Source organism: Burkholderia sp. BCC1977 (assembly GCF_905339595.1).
Taxonomy (GTDB): Bacteria; Pseudomonadota; Gammaproteobacteria; order Burkholderiales; family Burkholderiaceae; genus Burkholderia.
Genome location: NZ_CAJPGQ010000002.1, coordinates 116193 through 136933, shown reverse-complemented (window position 1 = coordinate 136933; position 20741 = coordinate 116193). Strand labels below are relative to the sequence as shown.

General features: G+C 61.7%; 18 protein-coding genes. 8 read left to right on the top strand and 10 right to left on the bottom strand.

Annotated elements, in window-relative coordinates; all coding sequences use genetic code 11:
- Window positions 1-88: 88 nt before the first annotated feature.
- From U5771_RS02595 to tssB, 9 genes are all read right to left on the bottom strand, one after another.
- On the bottom strand, window positions 89-379 hold the full coding sequence (locus U5771_RS02595) for a PAAR domain-containing protein (RefSeq protein ID WP_322022513.1): 291 nt from the start codon (window positions 377-379) through the stop codon (window positions 89-91).
- 78 nt (window positions 380-457) lie between these two features.
- Window positions 458-1711 carry a hypothetical protein gene (locus U5771_RS02590; RefSeq protein WP_322022512.1) on the bottom strand — a complete coding sequence of 418 codons (1254 nt, stop codon included), beginning with the start codon at window positions 1709-1711 and terminating at the stop codon, window positions 458-460.
- A 9-nt stretch (window positions 1712-1720) separates the two neighbouring features.
- Window positions 1721-1984, bottom strand: coding sequence for a hypothetical protein (locus U5771_RS02585; RefSeq protein ID WP_322022511.1), 264 nt, complete (start codon window positions 1982-1984; stop codon window positions 1721-1723).
- 204 nt (window positions 1985-2188) lie between these two features.
- A complete protein-coding gene (locus U5771_RS02580) occupies window positions 2189-2473 on the bottom strand; it encodes a T6SS immunity protein Tli4 family protein (protein WP_415859384.1) in 285 nt (94 codons plus the stop codon).
- Window positions 2474-2706: 233 nt separating this feature from the next.
- Window positions 2707-3792, bottom strand: a complete 1086-nt coding sequence (locus U5771_RS02575; RefSeq protein ID WP_322022509.1) for a T6SS immunity protein Tli4 family protein — start codon at window positions 3790-3792, stop codon at window positions 2707-2709.
- Complete coding sequence (locus U5771_RS02570; RefSeq protein ID WP_322022508.1) at window positions 3786-5369, bottom strand: lipase/acyltransferase domain-containing protein; 1584 nt, start codon at window positions 5367-5369, stop codon at window positions 3786-3788. Before U5771_RS02570 ends, U5771_RS02575 begins: the two co-directional genes overlap by 7 nt.
- Window positions 5370-5432: 63 nt before the next feature.
- The gene (locus tag U5771_RS02565; protein ID WP_322022507.1) at window positions 5433-7904 is read right to left on the bottom strand and encodes a type VI secretion system tip protein VgrG; all 2472 of its coding nucleotides are present in this window, start codon (window positions 7902-7904) and stop codon (window positions 5433-5435) included.
- 79 nt (window positions 7905-7983) lie between these two features.
- Entirely contained in the window at window positions 7984-9534 is a 1551-nt protein-coding gene (tssC, locus tag U5771_RS02560; protein ID WP_322022506.1) for a type VI secretion system contractile sheath large subunit, read from the bottom strand.
- A gap of 73 nt (window positions 9535-9607) precedes the next feature.
- Window positions 9608-10120, bottom strand: a complete 513-nt coding sequence (gene tssB, locus U5771_RS02555) for a type VI secretion system contractile sheath small subunit (RefSeq protein WP_034185094.1) — start codon at window positions 10118-10120, stop codon at window positions 9608-9610.
- 566 nt (window positions 10121-10686) lie between these two features.
- Here tssB and tssK point away from each other — a divergent pair.
- The 6 genes from tssK to tssE all read left to right on the top strand — a co-directional run bounded on the left by tssK (window position 10687) and on the right by tssE (window position 18368).
- Window positions 10687-12036: a type VI secretion system baseplate subunit TssK gene (gene tssK / locus U5771_RS02550; protein WP_322022505.1), complete on the top strand. Its 1350-nt coding sequence runs from the start codon at window positions 10687-10689 to the stop codon at window positions 12034-12036.
- Window positions 12036-12791, top strand: a complete 756-nt coding sequence (locus U5771_RS02545) for a DotU family type IV/VI secretion system protein (RefSeq protein WP_322022504.1) — start codon at window positions 12036-12038, stop codon at window positions 12789-12791. The genes tssK and U5771_RS02545 overlap by 1 nt, the downstream gene beginning before the upstream one ends.
- Window positions 12788-14566 (top strand): OmpA family protein, encoded by a 1779-nt coding sequence (locus U5771_RS02540; protein WP_415859383.1) that lies wholly within the window; start codon window positions 12788-12790, stop codon window positions 14564-14566. The genes U5771_RS02545 and U5771_RS02540 overlap by 4 nt, the downstream gene beginning before the upstream one ends.
- 94 nt (window positions 14567-14660) lie before the next feature.
- The gene (locus U5771_RS02535; protein WP_006750272.1) at window positions 14661-15146 is read left to right on the top strand and encodes an Hcp family type VI secretion system effector; all 486 of its coding nucleotides are present in this window, start codon (window positions 14661-14663) and stop codon (window positions 15144-15146) included.
- A 94-nt stretch (window positions 15147-15240) separates the two neighbouring features.
- On the top strand, window positions 15241-17949 hold the full coding sequence (gene tssH / locus U5771_RS02530; protein WP_322022503.1) for a type VI secretion system ATPase TssH: 2709 nt from the start codon (window positions 15241-15243) through the stop codon (window positions 17947-17949).
- Window positions 17946-18368: a type VI secretion system baseplate subunit TssE gene (gene tssE / locus U5771_RS02525; protein WP_322022502.1), complete on the top strand. Its 423-nt coding sequence runs from the start codon at window positions 17946-17948 to the stop codon at window positions 18366-18368. Before tssH ends, tssE begins: the two co-directional genes overlap by 4 nt.
- Before the next feature lie 10 nt (window positions 18369-18378).
- On the opposite strand, the gene U5771_RS02520 is transcribed toward tssE, so the two are convergent.
- Window positions 18379-19164 carry an NAD(P)H-dependent oxidoreductase gene (locus U5771_RS02520; protein WP_322022501.1) on the bottom strand — a complete coding sequence of 262 codons (786 nt, stop codon included), beginning with the start codon at window positions 19162-19164 and terminating at the stop codon, window positions 18379-18381.
- An 86-nt stretch (window positions 19165-19250) separates the two neighbouring features.
- Between U5771_RS02520 and U5771_RS02515 the strand changes: the two genes are divergently transcribed.
- Both U5771_RS02515 and U5771_RS02510 read left to right on the top strand, forming a co-directional pair.
- Window positions 19251-20144: a LysR family transcriptional regulator gene (locus U5771_RS02515; protein WP_322022500.1), complete on the top strand. Its 894-nt coding sequence runs from the start codon at window positions 19251-19253 to the stop codon at window positions 20142-20144.
- A 179-nt stretch (window positions 20145-20323) separates the two neighbouring features.
- On the top strand, window positions 20324-20728 hold the full coding sequence (locus tag U5771_RS02510) for a DUF2471 family protein (RefSeq protein WP_322022499.1): 405 nt from the start codon (window positions 20324-20326) through the stop codon (window positions 20726-20728).
- Window positions 20729-20741: the final 13 nt, after the last annotated feature.

Below are 20741 nucleotides of genomic sequence, written 5' to 3'. Positions count from 1 at the left end.
TCGAGACTGCCCGCGCAGACACCGCCGCATATCTCGTTGTTGAGCAATACAGCCAATATCATCTTGGCCAGAATGGTCTCTCTTCCGCTCAAACATCGACATAGGACGAGTATCGGGAAGGAAGCAGACGTGGGGGCGGATCGCACTTGCATAAGCACAGATCGTCGCTCAGCGCGCCTTCCCTACCATCAGGACCTTTTGTCGAGAAGCGAGGGCCAGTGCATACGATGCGCCCCGTCGACTGACACGCGGGGCACCAGACCTCATCGCATTCGTAGGCCTGTTCGCGATCTCCGATCCTGTCGTTCGAATCGCCTCCCAATACAGTGCCGTCCGAAGTTGTCCTGTCGCCTTTCGTCACGTCGTATCGCCTGACCATGATTTGGCTTCCTAAATTATGAGATAAGTCGTATTCAGCTTCGCTATGCGAGGATTTATTGCAATGCCATTACCATCGTCATTGCGTGGCGCAATTCTGCAAAACGGAGAAGCAAGGCCCGGTCTTGCTAGTCGTGACAACAAGCTGGGGCTCGCCATCCCGAGCTACCGCCTTGGCCGCGCAAGCCACACCAAGCCAGGACGCGACTTCGCCGACGTGACCAACCATGTAGTCGATGTTTGCCGACTTCGCTGCAATACCCGCCTTGACCGAGGCAGCGATCGTTTCGTTTGCCTCGGCTGAATCAAGAGCGCTTTGCCAGATACGGCCAACGTCAGCAGGCTTCACACGCCCCCAACGCAACGCACGCGAGAGTGCCGCATCCACTGGACATGCATCCGTCCCATTGGGTCGATGCATCCTTGCCATCGGTTCGATATTGAACCTACGCCGCACCGGTTCCGGCACAACCAGAAGCCCGACGCCGGCTTCCGCGCTCCCATCTGGCGGGAGTGCTTGAAGAACATGGTTCAGCCGTACGAAGACGAACAAGCGCGCCTCCTGATCCCGCTTCTGGTTGATTCGATCAAGCCACGCGTCGAGAACCATCAGGTCGGGAGGTTCCGGCAGGGTTTCAGCTTTGAGTGGCCGGAGACCCGATTTCGCCCATTGCCGGTCCCATGCATCCAACGCTCCGTCCGGTTTCGCAACACCTGGCAACACCAACTGGATCGCAAGTTTCAAATCCGGCGGCAATGTTCGAACGGCTTCAGCGACATCGTCGATCAACGCGCCGAATACCCATTCGCGCACATGGTGCCACCGCTCATCGTCACTCTTGAATCGCCCCCCGTCTTCGTCTACGTCCGGCTGATCGAACCAGCGAGCGTTCACTGGTGGCGTATCGGGATTCGGTGCGGCTCGCGGTTCGAGTTTGATTGAGCCGCCCAGCAATTTGTCGAACGCATCGTCTTTCGCGTCGCTTGCAAACCTGTATGCGGCAGCGACCAACACAAGCGGTCGGCTAGCTTCCTCGAACAAATCATTCACATACTTTTCCCGAGCTTCGTTCCACGCGATCGCGTCCAGACGCCGGCCTTCGAAAACGCTATAGCGCCGCAATACGACGAAGGCCGCAACGCCAACCGGATACACCGTGACGCATGTCCAGAACCAGAAGGATTGCGTCGGCGTATCTTTGGGCCAGAGAAGCAGCACCGCGAAAACTCCGGCAAGGACGACGACGAAAAAAACAATAGTCCAGAGCAAGCGCGAAGGTGACTTGTCCGGTTCCGGCTCCTTCGGCGGGAGCTTGTCGAAGTCAACAGCCATTGGCCATCCTCAAAAGACATTGAGACGAGATCGGAGGCTGCGAGACACGGCATCCTGCAAACTAACTGCGCTCACCTCGGGTAAGGAAACCTTATCAATCTTGCCTTGATGCTCTCCATTCGGCACTCCGGTCCATGTCCAAAGTAGGCAGCGAGCTGCCGCGCCGCCCGCCTTTGAATCGGCCTCCAACGTCATATTCTCAACAGTTAGCGCTTTTGCGGGAGCGTTCAACAGGTGCCGCCCTATGGCCTGCGTTTTCCAGCCTTGCTTCATGCCGGCCCTTCTTGTGCCAGCGATCGGCAGCGCTATGCGATTCGTTCCGCTTCTGACACGGCGACGGAAATACCTCGTCGCATAAGTAGCGTATCGCATCGTTCACTGTCGTCACCTGCGGTGTGCCCAATGAGATGCGAGGCAGCATCGTAGTAACCGGCACGGCAAGGAGCGTCATCAAAATCTCCCGGCGAGACAGCGTCTTCATATTGCCCCCGGGCGCAGCCGAATCGAATCCACTACGCCATCCCACAGCTCCAGTGCCTCACCGTCGTTTGCAAACGATTCCTTGTTCGTGGGGTACTCGCTTTCATCAACACACAATGACGCGTTCAGGTTGGGTTCGGCCAGCGAGTATGCCTTGCCTGGCGCTTCCCACTTGAAACCGTAAGTCCGCTTTCCATCCTGCGTGCCAGCCACCAGAATTTCGTCGGCTTCGATCGGGCCGACCGGTCGCGCGCGGTTGCGCAACTGGCCTACACCTGCCACCGTTCCCAGCAATGCGGGCAGAATGCCACCCGATTGCGCGCGTTCCCCAGCCTTGCTTCATGCCGAATAACTCATGAGATAGTCACGCGTTTTTCTCTACCGTCATCGCTCGCAAGGAATGGCACAACAACCTACGCTGCGCAGCCTTTGACACGTGTTGTGATTTGTACGCCATATCCGTGAACCGAACATTGCAGACACTCTTGGTGATTGCCCACATCACAACTCATCACTCAAAAGCCATTGGGACGTGGTCGCAGCGTTTGAATCACCATGTTCCATAAAGCCACCGACTCCCCTTCCGTGAGCGAAGATTTCTTGATCGTGTCGACCTCTGTCAAAAAATTCGGGCTCGCAGTTTCCATATCCAGAACAATGTAAGGCGCTCGAGGATTACCTTTGTAATTCGTTTCTAGCGAGAAGTGATGCCCCTGCACCTGACCCAGCGTCAGCGCAGATGTCAACACCTCGTCCACCGTCATGCCGTTTGGCAGCGTGACACTCCCAGATCGAACGACACGGCCCTGTGCAGTTTTCAACGCGTCCTGGACATCAGCACTCCGTACGCGCGACAGCAAGGTACTCGTTGCCTGCAAATTTGCGAAGCTATCCCAACTGAACGAAACATCCGTCTTGTCTGCAAGTACATAGTTGGTCGAGACTTCCTCGTTTTCCGCAATTGCCGTACCCGGCATGAATCCGCCAACGAAGCAGGTGCCAGGCTCCGTCGGAATAACGTCCTCGGCACGCCCTTGTAGCTTTTCGATCAAGTCGAAAGCCAGTCGAGTTTTATCGGGAACATCGTTCATCGGCTCTGCAATTCCGTATGGCGTGCCTTGATATTTTTTAGTGTATTCGGCATGAATTGAGTCATTGGCCTCGACACGTAGATTTAGTTGATAGCCTCGATCCCACTTATAGACTTCGATCACACGCTCGACATCGCTTGTCGCTCCCGAGTCACCAAGAGATAAAAAGTACTGGGAATTTTTTATACCTCGCGCATTTCCACTATCAAATAAGAATTGATAACCAAGCGTGCTCTTGGTTGCCCTCAATTCCGTGCCGCGCTGGCGCATATCATGCTGAAACTGCTCCAGTGACTGGGCCTTCGCATGGACGATCACGCCTCCAAATTTGGCAAAGCCGATCGGCTTTGCGCCGACCGGTAGATCGATTAGGTAACGTCCGACGCAGTGCGGCTTCATGTCAGTTGTCATTTCCATTACCACCTTCTTTTCATGTTCTGTCAGCGCCGATGTCTTTGCACCGCACGCTGTCAGCAATACTGCACATATCATCCAGCTGATTTTCAACATGCTTCATATTCCATCGACGTGCCTTTGACGTTGCCCACTAGGCGCGTAATTGCCCGGAGCGCGAACAATCGGCACGGCAGCGGGTTGTAAGCGCCCTCGTGGTCAATCCCTTCGAAGGCAACGCAAACCTTTGCGTACGGCATAGGCGCCCGGCCCGAACGGATAGGGACGGTGCCATCGCCGTTTTCCTCTGCCGGTTGCAAAACGAACTCATCCATTGGAGGAAAGGGTTGCTTGGCACGGTCAATCACGCGTTGGGCGCCAGTGCGAGAATCCCATTTGCCTTCCAGTTCCAGCGGCTTCGCTATGGGCGGCGTACTGGTGGAAAACAGATTGGGCTTTGGCAAGGTCCGCCGCCATACAACATCACCCCAAGTCTTGTGATTTTTGTCGTCGCCATAGAAGGCATAAGTGTGCTCGTGATAACGAAGACTGATCGCCGCATGAAACGGTTTCACTTTGTTATCAACCAAGGATTGGAAGTTCCTCCAATCTTGGTCAAGGTTTACCTTCTTCTTATCGAGTGGATCAATGAGCTTATCGTCGACCAGCCCCCACCACTTGCCACGCTGAGCATATATTTCCCCGTAGGGGTCGCCTTTTTCAGGCAATGAAACAAGCTGATCGCCGTCCCGAATTTTCAACCACCCATTGCCGTAATTGACATCCGGCAGAAGTTCCAACGGCCCCGGCGATTGCGCAAATACTGCCGTTATTTCTGCGGCAGTTGCACCCAATACCTTGCGGCCAATTCCCTCTTCGACTGTGCTACCCGGCTCCCAACCTGCCTTGACCCGTTTGTACGCCGTTGCCGAGCCGACGGCGGGCATCACGCTATGCACAACGCCCAGAATCTTCTTGTTCCACCCTCGAACTTCCGAACAATGCCTTGCAACCAATCCTCCCATCGAGTGCGTTACTACAATAACTTTCTCGCAGCGGAAGCGCTTGCTATAGCCGTCCATGATTCGCTTGATCTCGCCCGCCAAGTACTCAGACGAGTCCTTATTTGATTTCAGCCAGTTATAGCCCACCGCATGGACGGGCAGCTTGTATTGATACGAGAGTTCAACCTCCTCGTCGGTCAGCGTGTCGAGGCCCGGTGCCACCACCTGCTTGATCAGACTGTTGCGCAAGCCGTTACGGCCATGATTGGTTCCCGCATGAGCGTCGTCGAGCGCGTCCTGTAGCCACACAAGCCAGTCCCCGTAGCTTTTCTTGGAAACCGTGCCCCAACCTCGCGCCTTCTTTTCGGCATCGGTAAGCGACGTGCCTTTGGGAAGATCACCTCCATTGAAGACCTGAGTATTGTCCGGGGTCAGCGTCTGCTTGCGATATGCCGCATCTTTCCACGACCAAGGCAACATGCCAGGGCCGCTATTGACGATCCATACGGATTTATTTTGGTTGTTCATCAGGTTGCTGCCCATGACCCCTGGCACGAAGATCACCGGAATCACCCGATCAGGCACCATGTGGCAAACAGCATGACTGTTATCTGACAGCGAGGAAACCGACGAATAGTGCACCGAGCCATCGTCGGCATGCTTGGCGGCAAGAATACGTTCAACAGGCATCTGAATGATTCCGTCTGGTCGCAAAGAGGATGTGGTAAGTCAAGGAAATACAAGCGGACATGATCACTCTGGGTCGAGGCGCAATCGCATCCCTTCAGCGACGAGCGTCCTTTGTAACCCCGCCTTCCCATCCGTGTCGGTCATACCACGAATCACGCTCCCATCTTCCCGGATAATTGAATACTTGCGGTTAGCCACCGGCTTTCCGCTGTACGGCCACTTGATAACAAACTCCTCGTCGAAATTCGCGTGCTTCCATGTATTCATCGACTCAGCAAGCGATGACGGCCCCTGACGACCAAATGCGGCCGACTTAATAATTCGGTTTCCTAGAGTTCCGTCCTCGATGCCAGTCGATGAAATTCGAATGTATGAACCACCGCATCTGAGGATAAGCTCGTTTTTTGCTTCGATCGTGACCCGGCCATTGGCACTCGTCATCCGCATGTCTTTATCAGAAATCAGATGCATCTCGTCACTCTGCGCCTGAATTTCAACTTTCCCCCGCGCAGCAAAAATCTTCAACCCTAGTCTTTGCGCAAAAATCGAAACCAGTTCGCCAGCGGCAACCGTAAAGCGCTTCATCACGCCTATGTCCGCATTCCCGCCGGCAGTTGCGAACAGGTGGTTGTTCGCCGTTATCTGAAGATCGGTTCCGGAGGCGAGACCCATGCCGTCCGGCGCGCTGACAAGAACGCCTGATTTTTTGAGCTCCTTCAACGTTCCATCAAGCAAAGTACGTTGGCGCTCGTAATCGGCAGCGACGGCCTGCGCCACACTCGCGGCCTCACCAAGCGACTGCATCTGCTGCAGCGCCAGATCAAGCAACCCTTGCGCCCCCTGCATTGCGAGCTGTTGGTCAGCGGTACCTGTTTGACTTTCAGCAGTGACAAGCACCCCTTTTGCGCCTCGAACCGACACATGCTCATCCGTGCGCAGTTCAGCTCCCTTACCTCGCTCCTTCCGATTCTCGTCGACCATATGGCCAAGATTCAGCTCACTGGTCTGAAACGGCGTCGTCAAGTGGATATGCTCGACACCCTCCTTATCCTCCATCCGCAACTCATTCCGCGCAGCCGTCCGAATCAGGTTCCGCGTATGGTTCAGGTTGTTCACCAGATCCGGATGCACGCTGTCATGCATCGCCCCGATGATCACCGGCCGGTTCGGATCGCCGTCCGTATGGACGATCGCCACCTCCGCCCCGTCGATCAACGGAAAGTGATGCCCGTAGTTGTCACCGCTATAAGGCTTCGCAAACCGCACCGGCCGGCTCGTCCCGCCCGGGCTCCATGCATCGAGGTCGAACGGCAGCTTGATCACGTACCAGCCCTGCTCGGTCAGATACGCATACTTGTAGTTGCCCGGCGACGTAATCCGCGCCGGCAGAATCCCGTCGACCACCGGCCGCGACACCGAAGCCGTCGACGTGCGCCATACGCGATCCGACGGAATCCCCTCGAACGCCACCCAGTACGACTCGTTCCGCCCGCCGTGCGACTCGACCGATGTAATGAACACCCCGTGTTTCGCATCGGCTGGACTCGGCTCGACCCGCATCACCTCACCGGCTTCGAGCCAGAACGGATTGCCGGTCCCCTTGAACGTTATCTGCTGGGCCAGGTATGCCTCGTGCCGCAGCCGGGCGACCCGCTTGCCCTCTTCAGGCGTCTCGTAATGCTCGCCCCAGCGATAATCGACGGCGTTGGTCGTCTTGTCGTCGCGCGCCGTGTTCTCCTCGACCAGCAGCGACACCCCGGCCTGCCGATGGTTGTAGTCGTGCAACCGCACCGCCTCCGGCACACGCTTCATCTCGCGCCCGAGCGTCTTGATCGCATCGGCACCGACGCTCTCCAGCCCCGAGTCACGCCGATACGGTACCGTGCGCTGCTTGCGCGCATACGCATCCAGATCGTCGCCGAACACGGCCACCGCACGATCCTTCTTCTGCTCCCAGCGAAACCAGATCCCCTCTTCCGCACAGATGCGCCGAATGAAGGCAAACGTCGTCTCGTGATACTGCGTCACGTATTCGCGGCGCTTGTACTGCCCGCGCAACTGGAACTGAAAATCGACACCCGCGCGGTAACCGTAGTGCCGCAGCGTGTCGGTCACGATCTCCTCGACCGACTGCTTCTGAAACAACCGGCTGGTCACGCCACGATCGAGATCGGCCAGCGTCGGCTCGAGCACGACCCGGTAGCGCGTTTCGTCTGCAGACGTCTCAAGCTCATCGAACCGGGTAATGACACCGTGAACCGTATACGCCGCCGGCTTCACACTGAACTGCGCCGCGTTCTCCCCGAACATCTTCCGCAGGTAATCAATGTCCGAATCGACCGGATCCGCAATGAACTTCGCCGGTCGCCCCAGCACCTGGTCCATCGGAATCCCCGCGGCCGGGCTTGTGAATTCGATCTCGTATCGATACAGCTGGCTCACGCGGTCCAGCCCGGTGAACGTCAGGATCGAGAAAGGCGCCGGATGCGGCGCCAGCTTCAATTCATAAGCCTGCGTTGGCAAAATCATCGACATGGATTCTCTCGGTTGCGCAAACATTCGCTGCCGCCGGGACAATCATCGTCACCCCGGCGGCTCGCGATCAAATGCCGGATCAGTTCTTCGCCTTCGGCATCTGCGACACGAGCGACAGCCCGATATCCATCCCCTCGACCTGGAAGTGCGGGACGATGAACAGCTTGATCCGGAAGAAGCCCGGGTTGTCGTCGATATCCTCGACCGTGACCTTCGCCTCGCGCAGCGGATGCGACGCCTGCAGCTCGTCGCCCGGATCCTTCATCTCGGTCACGAGTCCCTTGATCCAGCCGTTCAGCTCGAGCTCGAGCAGTCGACGATCCTTGGTCGTGCCGATGTTTTCACGCTGGATCAGCTTCAGGTAGTGCGCGATGCGCGACAGCAGGAAGATGTACGGCAGCCGCGCGTTGATGCGGCTGTTCGCGGTTGCCTCCTTGGTCTCGTACAGCGCCGGCTTCTGCGACGAGTTCGCGGAGAAGAAGCACGCGAAGTCGTGGTTCTTGTAGAACGACAGCGGGATGAAGCCGAGATTCGCGAACTCGAATTCCCGTGTTTCCGGAATCAGCACCTCGGTCGGGATCTTCGGCTGGTAGCCTGTGCCGAGGTCATACAGATGGACCGGCAAATCCTCGACCTTGCCGCCCGCCTGCGGCCCGCGGATCTGCACGCACCAGCCGTTGCTCACGAAGCTGCGCACCATGTTCGCCGCGAACGCGAACGACGCATTCATCCACAGGTACTTGTCGTGATCGGGGCCCTTGACGGCCTCTTCGTAATTGAACGCCCGCACCGGTGCCGTATCCTTCCCGTACGGCAGACGGCCGAGCACGCGCGGCATCGTCAGGCCGACATAACGCGCATCGTCGGTATCGCGGAAGCTCTTCCACTTGATGTACTCGGCGCGGTCGAAGTAGTTGCCGATGTCCTGGATCGCGGCCACTTCCTCCATCGATTGCTTGCCGAAGAACGCCGGCCCGACCGAGCCGATGAACGGCATGTGCGCGGCAGCCGCAACTTTCGAGATATTGCGCAGCAGTGCAACGTCCATCGGCGAGTTCGCGAACTCGAAGTCGCTGATCATCGCGCTGATCGGCTGGCCGCCCGGCGTGTCGTATTCCTCGATGTACGTGAGGCGATACAGGCCGCTCTGGATCAGTTCCGGCGTATCCTCGAAGTCGCGCTGCAGTGCATCCTTCGACACGTCCAGCACCTCGATGCGCGCATTCTTGCGGAAATCGGTGCGACTCACGAGCATCTTCAGGCCGCGCCAGCGTGCCTCGAGCGCCTGGAATTCCGACGTATGCATGACGGCGTCGAGCTGACGGCTGATCTGGCGGTCGATCTGGCCGATATGGAAATCGAGCAGCGACTTGTCGAGACGGTCCATCGGCTGGCTCGCCTTCGCGACGAGTTCGAGGAACGCGCCCATTCCACGCGCGATCCGCTCGTCGGCCGTCGCCTCGGACAGCATGTCGTTGTCGCGGAACGCCTCGAGCGGGCGCGCCTCGCTGACGGGCTTCAGGTTGATCTTGCTGCACAGCGACGCATAGACGCTGTCGATATCCCCGTGCGGGGCGTCCAGCACGACGGTCTCGGTCGCACCGGTCTGCTGCGTTTCAGTGGATTTCATCTCGGATCCTGTCTGCGATCGAATCGCTACGATGTTGCGGAATGCGCTGAACGCGCGTTTTGCCCAGCGCCGTTCACGCATGCCCTTCCGGCTGCGTCGCGGCGGTCGCGATCTGCGCGAGTTCGCCGCGCAGCTTCGCGGACAGGCGGTCGTCCTTCAGCACCTTCTCGAACTCGCGGCGGAACGTGCCGTTGTCGAGCAGGTTCGATTTCAGGTCGCGCAGCAGGTTGCGCATCGCGAGAAGCGCCTGCAGCTCGGGAATCTGGCGCGCCACCTGCTCCGGCTCGAAATCCTTGATCGACCGGAACGACAGATTGACGGGCAACTCCGAGCCGTCGCCGGCCAGCGTGTTGTCCGCGGCGATCTTGAGATCCGGCGCATAGTCGGCCAGCACGGCATCGAAATTGTTCTTGTCGATGTTCACCTTCTTGCGCTCGGCCAGCGGTGCCTGCTCGCGCCCGGCGCTGAAATCGCCCGCCACCAGCAGCTTCAGCGGCAATTCGACTTTCTTCTGCGCCCCGCCCGTATGCAGATCGAGGGTGATCGACACCCGGCTCTTCGGGATCTCTCGCTGAAAGCTATCCAATTCGTTCTCCTTATCTCAGGAAGCTTGAAGACTCCGCGATGCACACCCTCAACCACGGATGTGGGCCGATCACGTCACCCTTTGCTGTACCCAACAACACATCGCGACGGACGGCCGATTCGGATATTCGCGGCACGACACCCGATTCAGGCGGCAAAAAATATCATGCCCCCGATCACAAAGTAAACATCCGCAATTAAAAATCACCCAATAACCACACCGCCATTTTTTAGAATAAGAAAAATCCTACGCACCAACCTCATCCACCCAGTCAACGCAAGATCCCCCCACCCGCACTGAAGCACAATCCAGATTTCCCAAAAAAAGAATGCAACCCATTGATTCAAATGAATTAAAAACAACAAATCCGCGATTCAATATCTCGATAAAGCAACCCTTAAGCGGACGACCCGCCACCCCCAACAAAATCTCAAAATTAACGCTGCAAATATCTCAATTTAATAGAAACATTTATCAAAGATTCATCAAATTCAGGGGTATACGAAATAAGAAAACGATGTATAGAATCGGCGCCTCATAATTCATACATCGGTACTGACCACACCATGCGGATCGACAAACCGCTCTGGCATGAAGGGCTGATTCTTACGCAACAGCATTTCCAGCAGCAGGAGCGCTGGAACGGGTTCGCGCTACAACAACTGGCTTCGGCGACCGCCGTTGCGCCATGGGGAACGCTGGGCGTCGACATCGACGAGGAGGCACTGGCCTCCGGTCGCCTGAAGCTCACCCGGCTGCAATTGCGTTTCCCCGACGGCACGCCGATCGACACGACCGTCGCCGATGCGTTGCCGCCTGCGCGCGATCTCGTCAGCGAAATTCCTGCCGACGCCCAGGGCATCGACGTGCTGGCCGCACTTGCGCTGCCCGATGCGAACGGCAACAACTGCCGTTTCGACGAAACGGCGCTGGCCCGCCCGCGGCGCGCGTATCGCGAGTTCGTCAAGGTGACGGACCTGAACGGTGTCAGCGAGACCGAAATCGCCGCCGAGCGCCATGCCGTCCGGCTGTTGTTCAGTTCCGAATCGCACGCGGACGACACCGTATGCGCGATCGCACGCCTGACGCGCACGACGAGCGGACAGTTCCAGATCGATCGCCGATACGTCCCGCCATGCCTGGCACTGTCGGGCCATACGCTGCATATCGAGCGCATCCAGCGGCTCGCCGACATCCTCGCCGCAAAAAGCACGCTCCTCGGCGCCCGCCGCAGCGAGCGCATCGAGCAGGTGGCCGAGTACGGTGTCGCCGACGTCCAGCTCTTCTGGCTCCTGAACTGCATTCACCAGGCCTGGCCGCAACTGCGCTTCCTCGCGTCGCACCCGGGGCAGCCGACCGATCGCCTGTACCAGGTTCTCGCCCAGTTGGCCGGTTCGCTGACCACGTTCTCGACGCGCGTCTCGCTGACCGACATTCCGCCCTACGACCATGCGAGTGCGCATGACGTCTTCGCGACGCTCGAATCGCTGATCCGCGATCTGCTCGACGCGATCATCCCGTCACGTGTCGTCTCGATCGGGCTCTCGCATACGACGCCGACCACCTGGGTCGGCCAGTTCCGCGACGAGCGCCTCGTCGAAGGCGCCGCGGACTGGTATCTGTCCGTCAATGCCGCGCTGCCGGCATTCGAGCTCGTCGAGCAGTTCCCGCGACTGTGCAAGATCGGCGCGCCGGACGACGTCGAACACATCGTCAATTCCGCCGTGGCGGGGATTCCGCTCAAGGCCGTGCAGAGGGTGCCCGGCGCCATTCCGGTCCGGCTGGACAACCATTATTTCGCGCTCGACGCGCACGACGCCGCGCATGCGAGGATGCTCGCCGTACACGCTTGCCAGATCTATCTGCCGGCGTCGATTCCCGACGCGTCGATCGAACTCTATGCGGTGCTGCGCTGATGAATGCCATCGTCTCCACGCGTCATGAATCCGCGCTGCTCGCGCGGCAGCCGTCGACCGGCCACGCGCCCCAACCGTCGATGCGCGCGCTGTTGCGCGATACGGCGCTGCTGGTCACTCACCTGTCGAACGGCGGCCAGGTCGACAACCCTGAGCGCCTGCGCCAGCAATGCCTCCGGCTCGTCGCGCAGCTCTCGACCGCACTCGATGCGCACGGGATCGCTGCCGACGTACGGGACGATGTCGTCATCGCCCAGTGCGGACTGATCGACGAAGCCGCATTGCGGCATCTGCCGGCCACCAGCAAGGCGGACTGGGAGTCGCGGCCGTTGCAGGTCGACCGATTCGGCACGCACGACGCCGGCACCCGCGTTTACGAACGGCTCGAATACCGGATGCGCGAACCTGCACCGAACGTCGACCTGCTCGAATGCTATGCGGCCGTTCTGGGCCTGGGATTCCGCGGCCGCTACGCCGCCCGGTCGGGCTCGTCGGCCGACGCCCGCGACGGCGAGGCGAAGCGTCAGGCATTGATCTCCGCGCTGACGGCGCAGATCGATCAATTGCGGCCGGCCACACGGCCGGGCTTCGTCACCGATCGTTCGAACACGCGACTGATCGACCGTCTGAAGAGCCTGTCGCCATGGGCGATCGCGGGAACAGCCTGCGTGATCGCGATACTCGTCTGGTTCGCGTGGGATCGCATCCTCGATGCGGAACTGGCGCGACTCGCCCACAAAGTGAAGCAACCGTGACTTCGGACGCCACACGCGCACCGGCGGCGACCCGCACCGATTCCGATGCCGCACGCGCGGCCCTGTCGGGCCTGGGCTATCCGCTGCGCACGGTCGTGACGCTGTCCGCCGCATTAGCGCTGGCCGTCATCGGATGGGTGTTGCCCGTCGATCGCGGCGTCATGTGGGGATGGGTCGCGATCGTCATCGCACTCTCCGCGCTGATCCTCTGGCAGCATTCACGCAGAGTGACGCGGGCTCGCGAACGGAACGTGCACGTGATTGCGCAACTCGGCGCGGCGACAGCCGACCTGCCCGTTGCACTGCGCACGAGAATGCCGCTCGCGCTCGTCACCGGTGACGGCCTGTCCGCCTTGTTCGATCGCGTTCCGGGCCGGTCGCGTTTCGTCCATGTCGGCGACGGCGCGATCTGGCTGCGTACCGATCGTCCTCAAGACCTTCCGCGGCTCGCGGTCGCCGTCCGTCAGTGGCGCGACGGCCTTGCCCCTGATTGCGTCGTGCTGTCGGTCGCACCCAGCCTTCATGCGAACGGCGATACGCTGTCGCAATCGCTGCGCGTGATCCGGCAGGCCATGGTGGATGCGTGTCGCATGCTCGGCACGTCGCTGCCGGGCTACGTTGCCGTCTACCAGCGACTCTCGGACGCGACTGCCGCGGCAATGCCGGTGGCCAGCGAATCGGCTGCCCAGTGGTATGGCACGTCGGCGGGATCAGCGATCGGCGACATGCACCGCTTCGACACCGCAATCGATGCAGCCGAGTCGGATGCCCTCCATGCCGACGGCAGTCCGATGGCCGGGGCACGCGCCGCCGGAATCGCATCGATGATCGGGTGGACCCGGCGCAGCGTGTTCGACACGCTGACGGACCGACGCCAGCCCGCAACGCCCTGGCCGTTGTTCGGCGCCGGCTGGATCGACCATGGCCCGGAAACGGGCCCCGGTAAACCGTGGGAACGTGAAGTGCGCAGCCTGACGGGTATCGCCCCGGCCGCACTGCCCGCGTCGCCTCTGCCCTGGCCGTTGCCGCAGCCGCTGATCGACGCGATGCCGCGCCGCTCGTGGCGATCGCCGCGCATCACCGCCGTCGCGCACGTCATTGCGATCGTTGCCTGCGCGGCAATCGCCGCTATTTGCGGCGCCGCGAAGAACAACGATGCGTTGATGACCCGCATCGGCGAGCATCTCGAACGCTACAACGGGATCCCTGCCACGCAGGACGCGGCAAGGCGCGACGCGCTCCGGTCCCTTGCGTCGGACCGCGATCAGCTCGACCGGTACGCGCGTGTCGGCGTTCCGCTCCGGCTATCGTTCGGCACCTACCGCGGCGCGTCACTGCTGCCGGTCCTCAACGAGGCGATCGCCTCGTACGAACCGCCCGCGCCGCCGCCCGCGGTCGTCACGCTGGACAGCATGTCGCTGTTCGACAGCGGCAACGCTCGGCTCAAGACCGGCACGACACGCGCGATGGTCGATGCGCTCGAACTGATCAAGGCCCATCCCGGCAAGCGCGTGCTGATCGCAGGCTATGCGGACGATCAGGGCCGGCCCGATCGCAACCTGACGCTGTCGATCGATCGCGCGTCGGCCGTCCGCGACTGGCTCGTCGATGCATCCGGCATCCCGCCGACTCAGTTCGCGATCCAGGGCTACGGCGATACGCGGCCGGTCGCGGACAACACCACCCCGGAAGGGCGGGCGAAGAATCGTCGAGTCGAAATCACGCTCGTGCCCGATACCCCGGCGCCGGTCGCCCGGACCCGCGCCGCGCAGTGATACGCGTTTGGGTTCCCGGGGCAACCGCCCCGGGCTTGTCAGCGCCGGAATCCGGTTCCGGCGATTCGTTGTACGAAGAAGAAGGAGTGAAAAAATGGCAATTCCGGCCTACATGTGGCTCAAGGACGACGGTGGCGCGGACATCAAGGGTTCGGTGACCGTCCAGGACCGCGAGGGCAGCGTCGAACTGGTTGCGTTCGATCACGGCGTGCACATCCCGACCGACGGCAATACGGGCAAGCTGACCGGCACGCGCGTGCACAAGCCGATCACGCTGACGAAGGAGACGGACGCGTCGACGCCGTATCTGTACAAGGCCGTGACGAGCGGCCAGACGCTGAAGTCGGTCGAGATCAAGTGGTACCGGATCGACGACGCGGGCAAGGAGAAGGAATACTTCAACACGAAGCTCGACAACGTGAAGATCGTTGCGGTGAAGCCGAAGATGCTCGACATCAAGAACCCCGACTACGAAAAGCACAATCATCTCGAAGACGTGGAACTGCGTTACGAGACGATCACGTGGTCGTACAAGGACGGCAACATTATCCACAAGGACACCTGGAACGAACGTTCCTGATGTGCTGACCTGATGGCGGAATCCGTCGTGCTTGCGCGGCGGGATTCCGCCGCTCCGGGCGCCCGCCCTCTTCCCTTCCTGACCCGCTATCGACATGACGCCGCCTCTTCGGGACGCCTCCCATCTCATTCGTCGCCTCAATCCCCACTGCACGCGCACGCTCGAGGCCGCCGCGAGCCTTTGCCAGACCCGGCTCGCGGACGAAATCGCGGTCGAACACTGGGTGCTGAAGCTGATCGAAGCGGACGACGGCGACATTCCCGCGCTTCTGCGCCACTACGATCTCGATATCGACGCCGTCTGGGATGCCATGCTCGACGTGATCGACCGCACGCCACGCACGTTGCGCGGCATGCCGGCGCTGTCGCGACAACTCGCCACGGTGATCGAGGACGCATGGACGCATGCGATGGCCGACGATCCCGACGGCACGATTCGCTCCGGGCATCTGCTGCAGGCCGTCGTCGACGCGCCGCACGTGCTGCGCACCCAGCGGGCATGGCCGTTGCTGTCCATCTCCAGCGTCCAGATCCGTCGCGTGCTGCCCCGGCTCGGAAGACGGTCCTGCGAAAACGCCGTTGACGAACCCGTATCGACGCGCGAAATCGCCCCGGCCGACACGCTAGCCGCCGACGGAATGACGACGTCGCCCCCCTCCGCGCAGGACGCGTCCGCGCGCGCGATCGAGCACGACGCGCTCGCCCGCTTCGCACTCGACCTGACCGAAAAGGCCCGCCGTGGCGAGATCGATCCCGTATTCGGACGCGACCGCGAAATCCGGCAGATGATCGACGTGCTCGCGCGCCGCCGCAAGAACAATCCGATCCTGGTCGGCGAGCCGGGCGTCGGCAAGACCGCGCTCGTCGAAGGACTCGCATTGCGCGTGGTCGACGGCAGCGTGCCGGATACGATCCGCGACACACGCATCCTGACGCTCGATCTCGGCTTGCTTCAGGCCGGGGCGGGCGTGAAAGGCGAGTTCGAGCAGCGGCTGAAGAACGTGATCGACGAGGTACGGGCTGCGACGACGCCGATCCTGCTGTTCATCGACGAAGCGCATACGCTGATCGGTGCAGGCAACGCGGCGGGCGGTGCCGACGCGGCCAACCTGCTCAAGCCGGCGCTCGCACGCGGCGAGTTGCGCACGATCGCGGCCACCACGTGGGCCGAATACAAGGAATACTTCGAGCGCGATGCCGCGCTCGAGCGGCGCTTCCAGCTCATCAAGGTCGACGAGCCGGACGACGAAGCGGCCTGCCTGATGCTGCGCGGGCTCGCGAGCCGCTATGCGAAGCATCATGACGTCCACATCCGCGACGAAGCGATCGTCGCGGCCGTGCGGCTGTCGCGCCGCTACATTCCGGCCCGGCAACTTCCGGACAAAGCCGTCGACCTGATCGATACGGCGGCCGCACGTGTGAGGATGGCGCTCGACGTACCGCCGGCGGAGCTGCAGCAGGCGCGCGCCACGCTCGAGGCGCTCGAACTGGAGCGCGCCGCGCTCGATGCGGACGCCCGCGCCGGCATCGCCGACGTCGCCGGACGGCTCATCGCGATCGACACGGAACACGAAGACGTCCGCGGCACCGCCGATGGACTGCTCAGCCAGTTCATGCGAGAACGCGAACTCGTCGGCATCCTGCGTACCCTCCGTGGCTCGACCGATCAGGAGCCCGACCCGACAGCCGTTGCCAACACGCTCGACGCGCTGTCGACCGTTCAGGGCAAAACGCCGATGATCTTCCCCGACGTCGACGCGCAATCCATCGCGCGGGTCGTCGCCGAATGGACGGGCGTACCGGTCGGCAATCTCGTCGAGGATGAACTGCGAAGCCTGCTCGCGCTCGAGTCGACGCTCGCGACACGCGTGGTCGGACAGGACGATGCGATCGGCGCGTTGGCGGAGAGCCTGCGCACCGCCAAGGCCGGCCTGAAGAGCGAACACGCGCCGCTCGGCGTGTTCCTGCTGGCCGGGCCATCCGGCGTCGGCAAGACCGAGACCGCACTGGCACTCGCCGATCTGCTGTTCGGCGGCGATGCCGCACTGACGACCATCAACCTGTCCGAGTACCAGGAAGCGCACACGGTGTCGCAGCTCAAGGGCTCGCCGCCCGGTTACGTCGGGTACGGACGCGGCGGCGTTCTCACCGAAGCCGTGCGCCAGCGCCCGTATAGCGTCGTGCTGCTGGACGAAGTCGAGAAGGCGCATCGCGATGTGCTCGACATTTTCTATCAGGTATTCGATCGCGGCACGATGCGCGACGGCGAAGGGCGCGAGATCGATTTCCGCAACTGCGTGATCGTGATGACGTCCAATCTCGGCAGTGCGCAGATCGACGACGCGACGGCCGACGATCCTTCGATCACGCAAGCCGCGTTGCGTGATGCCATTCATCCGCGACTGGTCGCGCATTTTCAGCCGGCGCTGCTCGCGCGCTTTCAGACGCTCGTCTATCGGCCGCTCGATGCCGCGACGCTCGCGTCGATCGTGCGAATCAAACTGGACAAGATCGCCGGACGCCTGCACCGGCAACATGCCGTGACGCTGGCGTGCGCGGACGATCTGATCGAATCGATCGCGCAGCACTGCCTGTCGCGGGATTCCGGTGCACGCAGCGTCGACGCATTCCTGAACCAGCGCGTGCTCCCGGTCGTTTCCCGCGAACTGCTCGCCCGCATGGCATCGGGTATCACGCCACGGCGGATCTCGTTGTCCACGACGGCCGAAGGCGCGTTGACGATCGACTTCGTCGATGCACCCGCGGCGGTCGATAACGACGCCGAGCGATGGAGCCGCCGATGACCGCCGGCCCCTCCCTCTACGACATCTTGCTCGGCCAGATCGGCGGCGAGCCGATCTGCGCATACGACGACCGAACGCTCGAATGCCTGAGCGTGCAGCAGAACGTTCGCCGCATCCTCAATACGCGGGCAGGTGCACTCAAGCACCTGCCCGACTACGGACTGCCGGACCTGACGAACATCTACAAGGCACTGCCCGCATCGTCGCACCTGCTCAAGCAGCAGATGGAAGCGACGCTGCTGAAGTACGAGCCGCGCATTCGCTCGATCGACATCGGGATCGTCGACAACCGCGATCCCGGCATCCTGGTCAGCTTCGACATGACCTGCCATCTGAAGAACGCCGGGCTCGTCCGCTTCGGCACCTACTTCGAGCCGCCGGGCCGCCTGCGCGTCGAACGGCGCCTTGATCGGTCATGACCGTGCGCGATCACCGCCCGTGCGCCAGATGCGCCGCAAACCCCACCTTCTCCGGCGCGATCTCCGCCTTCAGCGTCAGCGCCGGAATGTCGTAGTCGCCCGCGTTTTGCCGGCGGAACGGAATCGGCTGCGCGGTCGACAGTTCGTCCAGACGCTTGCCCAGCGCCGCACGCGTTTCATCGAAACGCGCGTCGTCCATCCGGTGCGTCTGGTAGATCACGAACGGCGGCAGCACCTCGAACCCCGGGTAATACAGGATCCCGTGCTGGATCGGGAACAGCACGTCGTCGATCGGCCCGTTGATGCCGCGCGCGCTGTAGTGCGACGCCCAGCCGCCCGTCGTGACGATCACCATCGCGCGCTTGCCCGCAAGCGAACCTTCGCCGTAACGGTCGCCCCAGTGCTGGTCGGAATGCTCGCCGACGCCATACGCAAAACCATACGCATACACCCGCTCGACCCAGCCCTTCATGATCGCCGGCATCGAGAACCACCACAGCGGAAACTGCAGGATCACCGTGTCGGCCCACTTCAGCTTGTCCTGTTCGCGCGCGATGTCGTCACGCTGCGTGCCCGTCTCGAACGCGCGCTTCGAATCGAGCGCGGGATCGAAGCGCGCGTCGGGCGCACGGTCGGTCACGTCGTCCGCGTCGAACGCGGCCTTCCAGTTCATCGCATACAGATCGGTCACCTGCACGGCATGGCCTGCCGCTTCGAGATGCTCGACCGCGAAATCCCGCAACGCACCGTTCAGCGAGCGCGGTTCGGGATGGGCATAGACGATCAGCACGTTCATGTTCACTGCTCCGTTGATTGAATGACTGCAGGATGCCGTCGCCGCAGGTATATTGGAAATGAATTCCCGATATTCCAGGTATAGCCATGAACAATCTAAAACGACTGGATCTGAACCTGCTGGTCACGCTCGACGTGCTGCTCGTCGAGCACAACGTCACGCGGGCGGCCGAAAAACTCAACATGTCGCAGCCATCGGTCAGCGTGCAGTTGCAGAAACTGCGCGACCTGTTCGGCGACCCGCTACTGCTGCCGGGGCCGCGCGGGATGCGGCCGACCGCACGGGCGGAAACGCTGCGCGAGCCGCTGCGGGACGCGCTCGACGCGCTCGAGCGCGCGGTGCTGACGGCGACGCCGTTCGATCCGGCAACCGCGACGAATACGTGGCGCGTGGCCGCGACCGACTATGGCGAATCGACGATCGTCCTGCCCGCGCTGAACGCGCTGCGTTCGGCCGCGCCCGCTACGCGGCTCGCCGTCGTCGAGCTCGTGCCGCCGCGCATCGAGCAGGACGCGGAGCGCAACGGTATCGACCTGGCCTTCCACACGACAGAGGGTTCGCCGGAAGGGATGCGACGCCTGCCGCTGTTCGTCGAGCGATACGTGCTCGTCGGCCGCGCCGGTCATCCGAAACTGAAGCGGCGCCCGACGCTCGCGCAGTTCGGCGCGCTGGAACACGTGATCGTGTCGCCCGACGGCGGCGGCTTCTTCGGCGTGACGGACGAAGCGCTCGCGAAAGTGGGGGCCGCGCGGCGTGTCGTGCTGTCCGTTCCGCATTTCCTGTTCGTGATGTCCGCCGTCGCCAGCACCGACCTCGTCGCGATGCTGCCCGAGCGTCTGGTGCGCGGTACGCCCGCGTTGCGCGTGGTGGAGGCCCCGGTCGAGATCCCCGGCTACGAAATGTCGATGCTGTGGCACGAACGCGTGCATCGCGATCCGGCGCATCGGTGGTTGCGGGAAACGATCGCCGCGTCGGTGTAAATCGCTTGCCGGACGAATGCGCTCCCACCTCTCCGCTCGTCCGAACCGGGTCGTCGCACATGCCTGTGCATTCAGGACTTGAAACCGCCTCGAACACTGTATATATTTACAGTGCTTTTGCACCATTTGACCCGAATTCCGTCAGCCACCCATGACGGACGGACTTTTGTGAGGCGACCATGTTCCAGTCATCCGCATTCGATCCCGAGCAACCCGGCTTCAACCCCGTCCACTTCGAGCGTGCCGCGCAGCGGGCAGTCGTCGACCTGCAGCGTGTCGTGGGCGGTCCTGCCCAACGCGCGCTCGGCCTGCGACGCCGCACCCATCCGGCCGCCGTCCGCACGATGAGCTGGCAGGCGCTGCTGAACGTCGAGGAACTCGCGTTCTCGAACACCGGTTTCCTGAGCCGCAACGATCCGACGGTGGTCGACGCGTTCATCCGCCTGCGCGACAGCCGGCTGGTCGCCGCGGACATCGAGGAGCCGGTCGACTGGCGTCGCGACGACGACGACCTGCCGGCCGTCTATCTGATCGTCAAGGCGATGCTGGAAGCGGAAGAGGAAGAGCGGGCGGAAGCGGCCTGACGTACGCCGGCCG